General features: G+C 35.3%; 8 protein-coding genes. 2 read left to right on the top strand and 6 right to left on the bottom strand.

The features are described 5' to 3' along the window. Positions 1-30: 30 nt before the first annotated feature. The 5 genes from B6A10_RS12525 to B6A10_RS12505 form a co-directional block, all read right to left on the bottom strand. Positions 31-1,719, bottom strand: coding sequence for a glycoside hydrolase family 43 protein (locus B6A10_RS12525; RefSeq protein WP_188221143.1), 1,689 nt, complete (start codon positions 1,717-1,719; stop codon positions 31-33). Between the two features lie 107 nt (positions 1,720-1,826). Beyond that, complete coding sequence (locus B6A10_RS12520) at positions 1,827-3,476, bottom strand: DUF5123 domain-containing protein (RefSeq protein ID WP_188221142.1); 1,650 nt, start codon at positions 3,474-3,476, stop codon at positions 1,827-1,829. Positions 3,477-3,488: 12 nt separating this feature from the next. Further along, positions 3,489-5,384, bottom strand: coding sequence for a RagB/SusD family nutrient uptake outer membrane protein (locus B6A10_RS12515; RefSeq protein ID WP_188221141.1), 1,896 nt, complete (start codon positions 5,382-5,384; stop codon positions 3,489-3,491). 20 nt (positions 5,385-5,404) lie between these two features. Then, positions 5,405-8,626 carry a SusC/RagA family TonB-linked outer membrane protein gene (locus B6A10_RS12510; RefSeq protein ID WP_194431840.1) on the bottom strand — a complete coding sequence of 1,074 codons (3,222 nt, stop codon included), beginning with the start codon at positions 8,624-8,626 and terminating at the stop codon, positions 5,405-5,407. Positions 8,627-8,666: 40 nt separating this feature from the next. Then, the gene (locus B6A10_RS12505; RefSeq protein WP_188221140.1) at positions 8,667-9,503 is read right to left on the bottom strand and encodes a hypothetical protein; all 837 of its coding nucleotides are present in this window, start codon (positions 9,501-9,503) and stop codon (positions 8,667-8,669) included. A 43-nt stretch (positions 9,504-9,546) separates the two neighbouring features. On the opposite strand from B6A10_RS12505, the gene B6A10_RS12500 reads away from it, so the two are divergent. Further along, positions 9,547-9,750 carry a hypothetical protein gene (locus B6A10_RS12500; RefSeq protein ID WP_188221139.1) on the top strand — a complete coding sequence of 68 codons (204 nt, stop codon included), beginning with the start codon at positions 9,547-9,549 and terminating at the stop codon, positions 9,748-9,750. Positions 9,751-10,231: 481 nt separating this feature from the next. Here B6A10_RS12500 and B6A10_RS12495 read toward each other — a convergent pair whose 3' ends face one another. Continuing rightward, positions 10,232-14,572, bottom strand: a complete 4,341-nt coding sequence (locus tag B6A10_RS12495) for a hybrid sensor histidine kinase/response regulator transcription factor (RefSeq protein ID WP_188221138.1) — start codon at positions 14,570-14,572, stop codon at positions 10,232-10,234. A 310-nt stretch (positions 14,573-14,882) separates the two neighbouring features. On the opposite strand from B6A10_RS12495, the gene B6A10_RS12490 reads away from it, so the two are divergent. Then, the gene (locus B6A10_RS12490; protein WP_188221137.1) at positions 14,883-17,498 is read left to right on the top strand and encodes a glycoside hydrolase family 3 C-terminal domain-containing protein; all 2,616 of its coding nucleotides are present in this window, start codon (positions 14,883-14,885) and stop codon (positions 17,496-17,498) included. Positions 17,499-17,688: the final 190 nt, after the last annotated feature.

The raw sequence follows: 17,688 nt of genomic DNA, 5'->3' as shown, positions 1-17,688 counted from the left end.
AGACAGTTTTGCTTTTTCTTTCAGGCTTAACTAATCTTGCATGCTAATTGACATTGATGTTTTTTTTACATCATTATTGTTCTCAACCTTAAACCAATCGTAATTGGCATAACTACTATCATTTACAGCCTTGGTTCCTGTTGCAAAAAGACCAATTTTGGCTCCAACCCAACGACCGGCTGTAGGTTTAAATGTTTTTCCAAATTCTTTAAATTTTTCACCGTCCAAGCTATAATAGAAAGTCACCTTTGCATCATAAGGTTCTTTTTGATCGATCATTTCCACTTTAGTTCTAAAAACAACTTCTTTTTGTTGTATTGGCAAAGCCGCAATTTCAATTTCGGTTTCTTTAGAAGTACGTGCGTTTTTCATGGAGCGTTGTACTAATTTGAGTTTTCCTTCGTTATCCTGTTCGATAGCGATATAGGCATAATCTTCTCCAAAAATGATAAGCCCTGTCCCTGATTTTTTAGCATCGGGATTATTTTCAAAAGTCAATTTAGTTGTCGCAGTAAAATTATCGGAAGGGAACTTTTGTAACAGTAAATTAGGCATCATCCACATGGTTTTCATTTCCTCCGGACGTGGAATACAGTTCAAACGAATAAAACCTAAATTACCTGAAGACCAACCCCAATGTTTACTTGGATCTTGATTAGCCTGCCATTGCCATTGCAATCCAAACTGATGAGAATTGAACTCATCAGATGCTTCCAAAGGAGTTGCCGGATAAGATTTCCCCACATTTGGTTTTTTCCATTCTTCAACTGGCTCACCTATACCGTCATTATTGGTATCCACACCAATTATTGGCCAAGCATTTTTCCAAGTAACAGGCTGCATGTGAACAATTCGTCCATAAGCCCAACGATCCTGAAAATGTAAAAACCATCCTTCCCCGTTTGGCGTTTCAACATAGGCTCCTTGATGCGGTCCATTTACAGCTGAATTCCCTTGATTTAAAACAATTTTCGCTTCATAAGGCCCCCAAATATTCTTGGAACGCATAGCCAATTGCCAACCCGGTTTTACCCCACCTGCAGGAGACCAAATCCAATAATAACCTTCTTTTTTATAAATTTTGGTTCCTTCTGCAGTAGTATGACCGTCATGTCCATCAAAAACCAATGCCGGATTACCAATTAATTTTTTACCATCAGCTGCCATTTCTGACAACATCAAAACCGTTTTTACATTGGCTCTACTTCCTGCAAATGCGTACGACAAATAGGCCTTACCATCTGCATCCCAAAACGGACAGGTGTCAATAATCCCTTTGGCTTCTTTTACCAAAACCGGTTCTTCCCATTGTCCAGCCGGATCTTTGGTTTTTACCATATAGATACCAAAATCGGGATCGCCCCAATAGATAAAGTATTCGCCGTTATGATAGCGAATAGAAGGAGCCCAAACACCATCGCCATGACGTACTGTGCGATAATGCTCAACTGGAACCTGATCTTGAAGGGCATAGCCAATTAATTTCCAATTTACCAAATCCTTCGAATGAAGAATAGGCAGCCCAGGAGAGCTATTAAAACTGGAAGCAGTTAAATAATAGCCATCCTCGCCTGCGCATACATCAGGATCTGAATAATCTACATGAATAATTGGATTTTTATATTTCCCATTTCCTAGATCGGCATTCCAAACCTGAGCTTGCAACCCAAAAGCGCCAAACATGCATGTACAAGACAACAGTAATTTTTTCAATTTCATTTTTAAATTTTATAAATAATAATACTTACTAAGCAAAATAGGTACAAAGAAGTACCCGAAGCGGATACTTCTTTTAAAACCTATTTCAATTTAGAATTTGTTAATAGTTACGGAAGCCATCTCGTATCTCCAACTCTGTTCGTTACAATTGGAGAATTCGAATCTTTAATCATTAAATTTCCTTGGGTAGGATTCACAAATAAATCCTGTGCACTAATACCTAACTCAGTTCCCTGAATTGCCGAAGCACCTAATAAATAATCAGTTGTGGTATAATTATTTCCGAATGTAGTAGTCGTATTGGCAGCAATAGCCTGAATTACTTTACCACTTGCAGAAGCTAACAACACATTCTTGAATATTAATGTAGAACCTACAGCGGCCGGAATATTTATCAATCCTCTGTTATAAGCATAATCATAAATAGTGATATTTTGATATTCCAGATGAATTGGATAAGCTGAAGATCCATAATCAAATAAATGTCTAAAGTTTCGATTCAAATCGGTGGTTTGATAATGATCTCGCATGAATGTACAATTAGAAAATACGGCACTTTTAATATTATCAGCTCCGCCAGAACCACAAACGAAAGTACCATAAGGACCTGAGTGTCCACCAACTTCATCTAATGTAGTATAGCTCATGTCATAACTTCCAATTTCTTTGTATTTACCACTTCCCTGATGTCTCCAGAAACCACGTTTAAAATGGTTGAAAACACAGTTATAGATAGAGATTTCACCCACTGTCCATGAATTTCCACTATTAAAGAAATAACCCGAATCAATAGTTTGATAGAAACGAATGTTTTCAAAAGCCAGCGTAGAAATAAAAGATCCTTCGGCTATATTCCAGTTTCCATTCATTTCAATTTGTGGACGCTCACCCTGAGTTCCTCCAATCAATTTAAATCCTTTCACAATCGTAAATGGTGTGATTTTAAATAAAGAACCAGCTTCTAAGAAATACTCTGTCCCTTCAGGAATATCCGGATTTTCATTATTGGCTCTCAAAATAGCATCTAAATCCATATCTTTAGTTACAATAATTGTCTCAGCGGATGGACCTGCTGTACGGAATGTTACCTGATTGTATGGTTTGTCATAACGTCTGTCTTTATTGTTATCAAAAACATTCAAATTATACAAGGTGTTTTTTTCCAATCCTGTTAGGGTAGCCTCTCCATTCAGAATCTCTTCGGCAGTTAAATAACGTCCCACAGCTGGTAACTCCTTATTCAATGCTGGTTCTACAGAAATACTATCTACCGGATTTTGAGCATCAATAATCCAGCTAACTTTTACTTCATTTTCACCAATATTAATTTTTTCTACCTTATTAAGGATAGCAGCAAAAGGAGGACGCTCTTCTGTTAAAGCACTGGTGTAAGCCCATTGCGAATTATGAGCAGTATCGGCATGATTGGCTCTTAATCTAATATAAAACTGTGTTTTATACGGAATATCATCCATAAAAATCTGCGTATCAGTTACCGTAAATGATTTATACAAACTTTTATAATAATTATCCGTATGTAATTCTACCGTATAAGAATCGGCATCATTTACTTTGTACCAGACTAAAGCAATAGAATTGCTTTCTACCAAAGGAGCAGCTAATACAAACTTTGGTTGGAATAAATCGTCTTGTCTGTTATAAATCAAATTGTCAGCCTGACAAGATTTTAATAACACCCCCATTAGCAATACGCTAATGAAGGATAAAATTTTAGTTGCTATTTTTGAATTTTTCATGATAGATTCAATTTAATAGTTAAAACCATAATAATTTTGGATAGCTCCACGATGGTCTGTAATTACCTTGGAAGGATACGGACATAAATATCTTAGTGGATCATTTGGGGTAACCGAAGAAGCATTATTAAAATTGATAAAACCTCTAAAACTCCATTTAATATCATTCCTTGGTTCATAAAAAGCGGTTTCATTATTAAGTGAATACCAGTTTGTAGCAAACACTTGTTCGGTATAACCCGCAGGTCTGGCATTGAGAATTTCATCAATTCCCTGGATATCCAAAATAGTTCTGGCTGCATTATTAGGATCCGGAATATTTTTCCAATAAACACTTCCCGGAACGGCATCAATACCAGGTACAAATGCACCATTAGCAACTTTACCCCAATTGATTAATTTGTTGTATTGATTGTAAATCACTTCACTAAATTTGTTCCAACGGGCCAGGTCAAATTTACGTTTACTCTCTCCTCCAAACTCCCAGGCACGCTCGTCCATAATAGCCTTAAAGAAACTTTCTTTAGTAGTTTTAGAATTCACATAACTTTCTACTTTTTCACCCCAATTTGCTTCTGCAAAAGCTCTTCTACGTACACGTTTTAAGCATTCCTGAGCATCATTACGAGGACCGAAACGCTCGTTTACAGCTTCTGCATACATCAATAAAACATCAGCAAAACGCATCCAAGGATAATTTACTCCTGTTCCTTTTCCACTGGTATTTCCTAACGGATCAGTCATATATAACTTAGACCATTTAGCCACGGCTAAACGGGCTAAATCCAAACGGATTAACTGATTCAAATTTTCATCATACGAAAACGGTGCACAAGTCATATCGCGTCTTAAATCGGTCTTATCAAATGAAAACAAATAGGTTCCGCTTAAACTAAGATTTCCTGATGCTCCACCATAAGGGTGATTTCCTTCGGTAATTGGCACCCCGATATAGAAAGCATATTCTCCCGTAGAATTTTTTAACAATGGCAATGAAAACATCACATCATCATCAGCAGGTGTTACCCAGTTATTTTGCTTGATCCAAAAATCACGGTAGCTCAATTTTAGATCATGATGCTGTTCTTCGATAACTTTTCCTAAATAAGTAATTGCAGTATCATAATACATTTCATAATTATCTCCTCTTACCATTTGCCCAACACTAGCCGGATTATTGGTATCAGGACGTAAAGTCCATCCGCCACGAGTCAGAGCCAATAGCCCAATTAATCCCTGGTTGAAACTTCTTGAAGCGCGTTCTACACCATAATCTAATTGATTAGCATATTGCATCAATGGCTCCACCGATTTCAAATCATCAATCAAAAATTCAAGAATTTCATTTCTATCTGTAACTCCTACATAAAAATTCTCATCTCCTGTAGAAGATTTAGTTCTAAAAACAACATCTCCCCAAATACGGATCATGTCTAAATAAACCATGGCTCGAATTGTTTTTACTTCTCCATAAAGTTGAGTCACAGCTGACGGAGTTTCCTTGCTGGCTGACTTATAAAGATCTGATTGCTCAATTCCTTGAATCACATCATTGGAAAGATTAATAATTCGGTACATGGCATTCCAGGTAGAATTTAAAGTGGTCCAATAAGGTTTTGGCTCATAGCAGGCCAAATCGGAACCATTAACATTTACCGTATTTGTGGATACCCCAGCCATTTCAACATCTGTATTCATATTGAACACAAAAGCCAAACGGTTTGAATAAGCATCATCCGTGAGCATGAGAGTATAAACTCCGGCAACTGCCGATTGCATATCTTTCTCTGTTTTAAAAACTTCTGCTCCGGTAAAACCAGTGTCTGGTTGCACATCCAAATAATCTTCACAAGCTGTAAAAAGCATTGCAAAACTTAACAGAAGACTATATAATATCTTTTTGTTCATCTTTCTATAATTTAATTTCATTAAAATGATAACTGCGCTCCAAAAGTGTAATTTCTGGTTCTTGGATAAGCATTATAATCGATATTAGGCGTTAAACCGGTTTCTAAATTAACCTCCGGATCATAACCTGAATAATTGGTCCATACAAATAAATTCGAACCTGTTGCGTAAAAACGAGCTCTGCTAATTCCGATTTTTTTAGTCAAATTTTGAGGAATTGTATAACCAATTGTAAGGGTATTTAATCGTAAGAAAGTACCTTTTTCAATAGCATAAGACATCGCAATAGGACGACCTATAGAAGTTGGATTCCACATAGTAGCGTTTTCATTAAACTTGGCTAAAACTTCCGGTTGGTAACGAATTTCATTCCCCATATCGTCATAGTTTCTCCAACGTTTGTCTAATCCCACTTCCATTCCTAAATTATTTTGATTATTATCATACCAGGATGTCATCATTATTTTATTGGCATTGTACACATCAAACCCAACTATAAAGTTGAAAAAAGTTGAAAAATCGAAGTTTTTATAAGTAGCGTTCAAACCAAAACCTCCGGAATATTTTGGATTAGTATTTCCGATAACTTTTCTATCCTGATCACCAATCACGAAAGTATTAGGGTCTGTTAAATCAATAGGAGTCAATTTTTTGAACTTAGCATTACCCGGACGAGGATCTCCCGAAAGGTTTTTAGAGTTCACAACTCCTTCTTTTAATTTCCAAGTTCTGGTTAATGGGTCGAATGATTCAAAATCATCCATCGTATAGAATCCATCATTTACAAAACCATAAATCAAACCTTTTTGTCCCCCAACATAAGCACGATAATCATCGTCATTTAACAATTGTGTTCCTGCCCATCCTGAACTTAAAATCCATTCTTCTTCACCACTGGCTAATTTGTCAATTTTGTTTTTGTTAAAACCAATATTAAAATTCACATCCAATTGAAAATCTTTTTTACGAACTACGTTAGCATTGACAGCAAACTCTAATCCTTTATTAGATGTTTGACCTACATTTTTCATGATTTTTGTAAATCCTGAAGCACCCGGAATATCAGAAGGTACTAACAAATCTTTTACCGTATTTTTATAAAATTCGATATTACCCGTTATACGCTCTTTAAAAAATCCAAAATCAAAACCTAAGTTTCTGGTATAAGTTGTTTCCCATTTTACATCCGGATTATTTAAAAAATTGGTATTGTAAAAATTGTAGTAGTAATGATTCTCTTCGCCCCAACCTACAGAACGATCACGGGACACTCCATAATATTTCGCATACAAATCCCCATTAATTCTATCATTACCGGAAACTCCATAACTCAAACGAACTTTTAAGTTGGAAATCACTTTACTGTCTTTCAAAAAGTCTTCATTAGAAACTCTCCAACCTAAAGCAGCAGCCGGGAAAATTCCCCAACGGTTACCCGGACCAAACTTTGTCGAACCATCGGTACGAGCGGTAAAAGAAGCTAAATATTTATCATCAAAACCGTAATTTACACGACCAAAAAATGACGAAATACGATTTGGAGATCCTGCCGAAGAACCATTTTCATAAGGAGTTCCTAAAGCCAGATTATCCAATGCTTTGGCTCCTGAGATGTCTTCAGGGAAATAACGACTACGGTAATACTTACCATAACTTTCCTGATTTTTCATCTCCTGTCCTACCATAAATTGAAAATCATGAACGTCTTTCCATTTATAATTATAATTTAAAACATTACTGAATTGCCATCTTGGGCTTTGAGACATCGACCAATAAGTAACTGGCTGATTATTGTTAGCATTTGCTGTTTTTGTATCTGTACCCCAAAAACGACCGTCTTCACTATATTTATATTCATACCCAAACATACTACGAAGACTCAAGCCATTAATAATATTCCAAGTTAAAGCTCCTGTAGTATTAAATGTACGAGTATTGCGCTTACGATAATTTTTCTCTGCTTCCTGTTTAGGATTAAAACGCACTGTAGGCTGATAATCTTCCGGATCAAAATAAGTATTATCTTCCGGTAAAGTCATGTACTCTTCTAAACCAAGAGTTGGTGCCTGACGTAAAGTATTTAATAAACTAACTCCTTCGGTACCTGAACCATTAATCGTTTGATTGATTAAACGGGTTTGAAACTCAAAAGTGAATTTATCAGATAACTTAGTCGTCATCATGAAGTTTAGGTTAGTTTGTTTCATTCCACTACCAATTAATACTCCAGGCTGATCCTGATTCACAAGCGCAAATTTATATTTAGTGCTCTCGCTTCCTCCAAGTAAACTTAAATCGGTATATTTTGCCACAGGATTGCTTCCAAAAATTTCATCCTGCCAGTCAATTCCTTTGTTTCCCTGATAAATGTATAATTCATTAGCACGACCGTAACGATTAAAGAAAGCTGTTGGATTAGAATTACGCTGACGCTCATATTCATATTGCATCATTACAAATTCATAAGGATCCATCACATCCAAACGATTTGCTAAAGTTTTAATTTGCATGTAACTATTCACATTTACTGAAATTCTCCCTGCTTTTGGTTTCTTGGTAGTTACCAATACTACTCCGTTAGCTCCACGAGCACCATAAATAGCAGTAGAAGCAGCATCTTTCAACACCTCAACCGACTCAATGTCTGTAGGCGGAATATCATTTAAGTTAGCTACCTCAAAACCATCCACTAAAATTAATGGGGAATTATCCTGAGTAACTGAACCTCCACCACGAATTCGAATCATGATTTCAGATCCCGGAGATCCGTCTGCAGACGTAACCTGCACCCCTGGCAATTTACCCACTAAGGCTTCAGCTACAGAAGCAGTAGGTACTTTGGCTAATTCAGAACCTTTAATACTGGAAATGGCTCCGGTAAGATTTCCACGCTTTTGTGTACCGTATCCAATGACTACCACTTCATTTAATTCACTGTTTGATTCTTTCATTTGAACATCGATACCTGAAGTACGACCTTTTAGAGGCACTGTAACATCATTCATACCAATAAATCTAACTAACAAAACAGCAGTTTTGGGATCATTTACTTTTATAGAAAATTTTCCATCAATATCTGTAGTAGTATTAGTATTCTGATTGACTACAACAACTGTAGCAGAAGGAATTGAACCTGTTTTATCTCTTACCACACCGGTTACAGTTACTTTTTCCTGAGCATAACTATTAAATGCCAAAAGCAAAACAGCTAAAACGCTCACGATATATTTATTTATCGTCATAACTAGAATGTTTATATAAAGTTATTTTTAAGTCTGTTTATTATTTCTGATTGAATTTCTTTGCTGCCGTATAAACTTCACCATTGATTGTAGTCTCATAGTTTGTTATAATGGCAGTATCAGGATCATTCAGATTGAAATTGATTTGAGTGACACCATTAGCAACAATTGGGAAAGAACCTGCTATTTCTTTAGTTTGTAAAACTTCCATATTGTCATTCATAAATTCCAAGTGGACACGAACTTCATTTGCTGTTTCATCTGTTTGAAAAACAATAAAATCATCGGTATAATTGATTCCTCCAGTGGTTGTCTTTTTTGTTCTTGCAACGTTCATGTCTTGTTGCACAAAAGTTTCATCTACCACTTTATATCCATTTCGTTTTACGGTTACAATCGCTTTAATATTGGTATAACTTGGGTCTGCAGTTATATCCTTTGCTTTTAATCGCAAAATACCCGAACGAGTTAAGATATTCATTGTAAGCAAGTCTTTGAAAGGAGACTGATATGGTATTGCCGCAGAAATTTTGACCGGTTGATCGGCATTGACTGCCTGCGGAATAATCAAATCGTTCAAATTCACAGGATGAGGAACCATTTGATCCGGGATATCGGTTGCTAAGAATTTATAAGTCCCATTTTCTAATGCAAAACGATAATGTGAACTATAATTAGCAAAAAATTCCCCATCACTTTTGTAAATAAAAATAGGCTTAGTTGAAATCCCTGTATTCAAACTCCATGGTTCGTCATTTAATTGAATTTCAAAATTACTGACTACTGAGGTATCGTATTTTAATTCGTCCTTCTCACAACTTGTAATCAAAAACAATAAAGCACCATACGTCAAAATTTTGTTTAGTATCTTTTTCATCATCATTTCTTTTTAAAATTGAAAATTGCTAAAGTTCAAATCAATGTTCACAGCCGTAATCCTCGATTTTGGAAGAGAATTCCAGACCAAGGCAGCAATTGTAATTTGCCTGCTGAAGTTTTTGGTTTTCCATTTATTATCCGGAGATAATCTAATTTCCAGTTTGCTGTTTTTGAGAAAAGACACTAATAACATACTAACTATAAAAAGCATCGGTATGCAAGTGTTGGTTTGTTCCATAATTTAATTATTTATTAAGTGATTAGTTAAAACTGTCTTAAAAGACTTTTTGGTTTATGTAAAACTAATTAGAGTAAAAGCGAATAAGGTGGACAAATTGCTTTTCAATAAGGGTGGTTTAACTAATTGAATTCGCAGCTCGTACAAACAAAAAAAAAGGGTAGGTAAATTGATAAAAAAGAAGGGGTATTTATCTAAAACCAATAGAAAAAGATGTTTTTTCTTATGTAATATACCAAGACAAAAACAACATCAAAAGCCTTGAAAACAAATAATTAACTATAAAAAACGAATAAAAAGAGTATTAAAAACAGATACTAAAAAAATACTCTTAAAAAACAACCAATAACAAGACTCTTAATTCTCTTCCTGATCTTATTTAGTCCTTATCAATATTCAAAAAGAGGAACAAGTAACCCCAAAAAAAGAAAGGTTCATAAACAAAATATTTTGTTTATGAACCCCAAAAAAAACTAACTAAAACTATTCTATTTGTACAGACGGCGATATTCTGCCGGCGTATAATTAAATTTTGATTTAAAACATTTTCCAAAATATTTGAGATCACTAAAACCTACTTCAAAACAAATTTCCTTGATTAATAAATCATCCTTTTTCAACATTTCAGCCGCTTCATTCAATCGAATGTCCCGAATAAAAACTACAGGAGAAACTCCCGTTAAATCTTTCAGTTTATTAAAAAAACTGGCTCTGGACATTCGCATCAATTTCCCTAATTCTTCAACCGAAAAATCGGTTTTGGAGATATTTTCCTTTATCAATTTGATTACCTCAAACATAAATTTATGATCCTGATTCGAAATTTGTAATGGTTCTTCATTTGAAATCTCGACAATATTCCCGCTTGAATATAAAAGTTGTAATCTTTTGCGTTGTTCCAGCACATTTTTAATACGTGCTTTCAAATAACTTACATTAAAAGGTTTTTCTAAATATTCATCAGCACCGTATTCTAATCCTTCCAACTTGGTTTCTATAGCTGTTTTAGCACTCAGTAAAATAACAGGAATATGACTCGTTACTAAATTATTTCGAATCAATCGCAACATTTCAATACCATCCATCTGTGGCATCATTACATCGCTTATTATAAAATCAGGACTCAATCGGGCAGCTTTCAAATGACCTTCTATACCATTCTCGGCTACATGAATCGTATATTCCTCCTCAAGCATCGAAACGATGAAACTCTGCAATTCAGGATCATCTTCCACAATAAGACCTACAAACTTATCTTTTCGATGTTCTTCTTTTTCAATATTTTCAAAATCTTGCTGTAAATTATTTTCTATTGAATTCTCATGCAATTCTTCCTCAAACATAAGATTAACCTCATCACCAAAATGCATATATCCCCTTGAAAAATTAAGCTGAAAACAAGTCCCTTTACCAACAGTACTATCGACTGTAATAGTTGCATGATGTTTTTCAACTAAATCCTTAACAATAGAGAGTCCAATTCCTGTACTGGGATTATTTGGATTTTCATTGTAATTGGAAAAACGTACAAATAATTTTTTTTGCAAAACCGGACTTATTCCCGGACCATTATCCCTAATTTTTAGCACGAGTTTGTTATCCGTTTCATCAACAACAACTTCAATCGAATCTCCACTACGACAATATTTGAAAGCATTAGAAATTAAATTCACCATAATTTTGTCCAGACTATCCGCATCAGCCCAAATAAATGGATGTTGTGCAAACACTTTCAATTTTAAACGAATTTTACGCTGCAGACTTATTTCACTGAAATTATCACATACTTTGGCCGCAAACTGCCCCAAATTAATTTCCTGAACTTCTAATTTTCTATTTTGAATTCTTCTTAAATCCAAAATCTGATTGACCAGATTGAGTAATCTATTGGTACTTCTTTCAACCAATTCCAGTTGCTTTTTAACCGTTTCCGGTACTTCTTTATCGGCTAACATTTTTTCAACCGGAGCCGTAATCATCGTTAGAGGTGTTCTAATTTCATGTGAAATATCAGTAAAAAACTTTAGCTTTAATTCTGATACCTGCTTTTCAATTTGAACATCATTACGCAATTTTAGAATAGTAGAAATAGTTCTACGTACCAACAAAAACAATCCATAACCTATTACTAAATAGAGCAAAATTGCCAAATTTGACCACCAAATTGATGGGCGGATATTTATGGTAATTTCTCTATCATTGTTAACCCATAAATTGTGATCATTGGTAGAGGATACAATCAATTTGTATTCTCCTCGTCCCAGATTTGTATAATTGATTGACTGGCTTCCTTTGGTATAATTCCATTGTTTATCGACTCCTTCCAGCTTGTAACGATAGACAATGTTTTCATTTTTTACATAATCTAAAGCCGAAAATTGAATCCTAATAAAATTTTCATCATGCTCGAGTGTTACTTCCTTTAGCAAATCTGGATTTGCTGGAATATCTGGATAAAGCTCTGCTAATTCTTTGTTGTTTATCGCAAAACTTGTAATTGCCAAATAAGGTTTGAATGCTAATGGTTTTAGTTTATTAGGATTAAAATAAACTGCACCATTAGAATAACCTACAACTATTTCTCCTGTAGAGAGTATACACTTCGTTGCTTCAGAGAAAATTTCATTACCTAGTAGCGATTTTAATTCTGGAAAATTCTCGGTCGTTTTATTTTTGACATCAAAACGAACCAACTGATTGTCGCCCATGAGCCAAAATTTCCCAGACTTATCTTCCTGGATGGATACCACTTCATCCATAGGAAATCCGATAAATTCTTCACTAAAAGATTGTAGCTCCAAATTACCTTTAGAATCTAAATCAGCCAATTGCACTCCCTTTCCATTTGTAGCCAATGCCAATTTATTTTCGGAAGTAATCATTAAATCCAAAATATCATTGCCTGATACCTGCGGAAATTCTTTAAACTGAAATTGATTTGGTTTTTTGTTTTTTTCTGAAAACGAAAACAACTTATACGAAGAAACAAAGAACAATTGTTGTTGCTTGTTTTCAACAATAGAGCGTACTCTATCAGCCGACTTAATCGGGTATTTTTTCCATTCGTTTCTAAAATTAATAAAACGTATTCCGGTCTTGTTTTCCCGAATTAGATTAAGACCTCCACCCCAAGTTGCCACAAATATATTCCCAGAAGCCGATTGGTATATTTTGTAAATATCATTGGCACTGATACTATATTTGTCTGTTTCACTGTATTTATAATGCAATACTTTATACGAATAAGGAGTGGTAGTAGGCACCAAGCAATACAGTCCATTCCCTCTGGTTCCAACCCATACCCGTCCTCTTTTGTCCTGAAAAGTATGATAAACATCTGCTCCCCATCCTGGACTAGCAGCAGACAAAGTTCCATTGGCCCCTAAGAAACCTATCTTTCTTTTATTTTTATCAAATAGACTAATCTTTTGGTTCCTGCAAGCCACCCATAAGGTTCCGTTGCGATCCTGCATAAGACTCCTCACATTGTTTTTTTGACGGTTTTGGGCCGCCTCCAGATTTAAGGTTTTGAATTTTTTGCTTTTAAAAATCATTAAATCCAGCCCTTTTCGATAGGAACAAAACCATAAATTTCCTGATTTATCAAAGGTAGCGGCATGCATCACATCAGACACCTCCTCTATTGATTGCTTCATGCAGTGAGAAATAGAAAACAATTGATTTTGTTTTTCATCCCAATAGCCCAGAGAACCATCTTTGGGTTGAATCCAGACCGTACCATCGGCAGCTCTCAGAAAAAAGGTTTTTCGCTTGATATTTATTGCAGTAGGATCACTAAAATCGACCAACATATGTTTTAATTTACCCCTTACTATATCAAATTGAAAAATTCCAGATTTTGAAGCTTCAAACCAAAATTGTCTGCCATGCGTTAATCCCATATATTTTATGGGTCCCGATGGAAATCCTTGCAGCGTTTTTGCATTATGAACGCTTATTTTCCCTGATTTACTATCATAGATTGCAAAGCCGTCTTCTTGACTTACAATAAGAATCTTAGTCGCAGTTATAGGCTTAATTTTTTCAATATCCGAATAAATTCCGGTAGCAATATCAAAAAAAGTGGATGATTTCTTAGAATAGCGACTTAGCTTTCCATTGGTTCCACCAAACCATAATTCTTCATTAATTTCGGCTACAACTTTAAAAGAATAAGATTTTCCCGAAGGTCGACTCATATTAAAAAACAAATATTCTGGTCGAACGGCATTTTTTTGCAATCTGCAAATTCCAAAATTGGTCAAAAACCAGGTTGTTCCTGTTGAATCTTCAAATATTTCCTGTATTTGACAGTCTCTGAGTTTTGAGAAATTAAAGTTTATTCTTTTTATTTCATTGTTTTTTTCTAAAACAACCATTTGATTTTTGGCTTCTGGAAACAACCACACCCGACCCGAAGGCATCAATTTGTAATCTTTAAATATAGTGGATTCTAAAGCGGTATTCTTAGCCTCAATCGGATAATGAAAACTCAGGTTTTTTGAATCAAAATAATAAACTTCATTTTGCTCCGACTTAATCCAAATTCTGCCACTCTTATCAAATTGAAAACTGGAAACCCGATTAGAAGAGAGATTTAGATTACCTCTACGTAATACTTCAAAATTTTGAAAATTATTGCCATCGTATCGAATTAATCCGTTGTAGGTACCGAGCCACATAAATCCTTTTTCATCCTGTTGAATTTCCAGAATATGTGACTGACTTAACTTTACATCATGAGAAAAATGCTTTAAAACCCCCAAAGGCTGTGCTAAAGAATTTTTAAAAATGAAACAAAAAATAGCAACAAAAAAAACTTTTCTCAAAACTGATTTATATATTAATTAGTATAGCTTATACAAAAATATCAAAAATCTACTCCTTTCCTAATATTGCTGGACACTCTAGCAAAATACCCCCCTTGAAATAGCATTTTACACCTACTCATGAAAAGCTCCAGATTAAAAAAAAATGATAACAACTATTAGACCTCCCTTAAATAGTAATTTAGCCACATGATTAGAAATCTATATATCTATTTTTGTCACTTCAAATAGCATAAACATGCTTTGGGCTATTATCAACAAAATTGTAAAAAAATTAAATAAATTACGAATCTATAATTCTTTATAAGCAATGAGAAAAATACGCTCCTTGGTCTTTGTGTTACAATTTGTAGCACTAAGCACTTTTGCACAGGAAAAACTTCCTTTCAAAAACACTAATTTAACAACCGAACAAAGAGTCAATGATCTGGTATCGAGAATGACCTTGGATGAAAAAATAAGTCAGTTGATGGATAGTTCTCCTGCAATTGAACGCCTTGATGTTCCTGAATACAATTGGTGGAACGAATCCTTACATGGTGTTGCTCGAGCAGGTTATGCGACAGTTTTTCCACAATCTATCTCCATTGCCTCGTCTTGGGATAGAAAACTAGTTTTTGATGTGGCAAACGCCATTTCTGATGAAGCTCGTGCCAAACATCACGAATATTTAAGACGTGGTCAACACGGCATGTATGAAGGACTTACTTTCTGGTCTCCAAATATCAATATTTTTAGAGATCCTCGTTGGGGACGTGGTCACGAAACCTATGGTGAAGACCCATTTCTTACGGCTCAATTGGGACTAAATTATGTAAATGGTTTGCAAGGTACCGACGAAAAATACCTTAAAGTAGTTGCCACTGCCAAACATTTTGCGGTACATTCTGGACCAGAACCATCCCGACACTATTTTGACGCCAATGCCAGCGATTTGGACCTTTACGAGACCTATCTTCCAGCCTTTAGAACCTTGGTCAAAGAAGGTCGTGTCTATTCGATAATGGGTGCTTATAATCGTTTCAGAGGGGAATCGGCAAGTGCTAGTCCGTTTTTGTTTGATATTTTAAGGAACAAATGGGGATTTGATGGCTATATTGTATCTGATTGTGGTGCAGTAACAGACATTTGGAAATGGCACAAAATAACTCCAGATGCTGCTTCGGCTTCGGCTTTGGCGGTAAAAACTGGTTTGGATTTGGAATGTGGCAGCAGCTATAAAGACCTTAAAGAAGCCGTTAATCGCAATTTGATTACCGAAAAAGAAATTGATATCGCAGTCAAAAGAATCTTTACAGCTCGTTTTAAACTGGGTATGTTTGACCCTGTAGAAATTGTTCCTTATGCCAATATTCCTTTTTCGGAAAACAATAGTCCAGAACATGATTATTTGGCTAGAGTAGCTTCGCAAAAAAGTATCGTTTTGCTTAAAAACCAAAATCAAACTTTACCGCTTTCGAAACAAATAAAAACAATAGCTGTTATCGGTCCAAATGCCAATGACCCACAATCTTTATGGGGTAATTATAGTGGATTTCCGAGCAATCCAATTACAGTTCTAAAAGGAATCCAAAACAAATTGGAACCTGCTGCAAAAGTATTGTATGCGCAAGGAACAGATTTGGCCAAAGGCGTTCCGGCTATGAATGCCATTCCTTCTATTTGTTTTCAAAAAGAAGATGGAACCCAAGGTTTAACAGGCGAATATTATGATAACCTAGAATGGAATGGCACACCATTATTTACCAGAACCGATGATAATGTAGATTTTCAATGGGACATAAATACACCTGATTCTCGCTTAAAAATGGGGAATTACAGCGTAAAATGGACTGGCTATCTTATTCCTCAAAAAACAGGAAATTATCAAATTTCGGAATGGTCAAAGCCATTTATGACAGTTGAAATTGAAACAGGAAAAACCTCTGGTGGAAAAAACCGTCATGCGCCAAGAATTCGTGCCCAAAAATTAAAATTGGAAGCAGGAAAAAAATATAAAGTTGAAATAAAATATCAAAATTTCTATGGGGATGCCGTAGCCAAATTAATATGGGCAGAACCTCAAGATAACTTATTAGACGAAGCTACCCAAGTTGCCCAAAAATCAGACGCTATTATTTTGGTATTAGGTCTAAACGAACGCTTGGAAGGCGAAGAAATGAAAGTAGAAGCCGATGGTTTTGAAGGAGGTGACCGCACCAGTCTGGATTTGCCTGCTAATCAAGTAGAATTGATGAAAGCTATGGTTGCCACTGGAAAACCAGTCGTTTTGGTTCTAATTAACGGAAGTGCACTATCCATTAATTGGGCCAACGACAATGTTCCTGCCATATTAACTGCTGGATACCCTGGACAACAAGGTGGAAATGCCATAGCCGATGTGCTTTTTGGTGATTACAATCCAGCAGGGCGTTTGCCGGTCACTTATTACAAATCGGTAGACCAACTTCCTGATTTTGAAAATTACGACATGAAAGGACGTACTTATCGCTATTTTGATAAAAAACCGCTGTATCCTTTTGGATTTGGTTTGAGCTATACGAAATTTAAATACAGCAATTTACAACTTCCAAAGAATGTGAATCCTGAAAAAGACTTGGAAATTGCAGTCGATGTAAGCAATGTTGGTGAAAGAGATGGCGACGAAGTTATTGAATTGTATTTAAAAGACGAAAAGGCATCAACTCCTAGACCAATATGGCAATTGGAAGCTTTTGATCGAATTCACTTGAAAAAAGGAGAAACAAAGATCGTTCGTTTTAGCCTCAAACCAAGACAGCTTTCGATGATAAATTCCAAAAAACAACGTGTCATTGAACCAGGATGGTTTACCGTGGCTGTAGGTGGAAAACTTCCTGATAATTCAAGCGATACCCAAAATGGAAGATTTGAAATTTCAGGAAAAGCCATAACACTTGAGAAATAACAGCTTATATTATAACAAAAGGACAGTTTAAAACTGTCCTTTTGTTATATACTAATTAAGTGTTTTACGACACCCCCCCTGAACTTCAACAAACCCAAAACATGACTTATTTTTATTCTACTAAGTTTCAACATAAATTAGTATCAAATATGAAATAAATTGACACTGTCCCAAAAAGTTTTTCTTATTC

The sequence above is a fragment of the Flavobacterium pokkalii genome (assembly GCF_014596575.1).
Lineage (GTDB): Bacteria > Bacteroidota > Bacteroidia > Flavobacteriales > Flavobacteriaceae > Flavobacterium > Flavobacterium pokkalii.
This window is presented reverse-complemented; position numbering and strand designations above follow the sequence as displayed.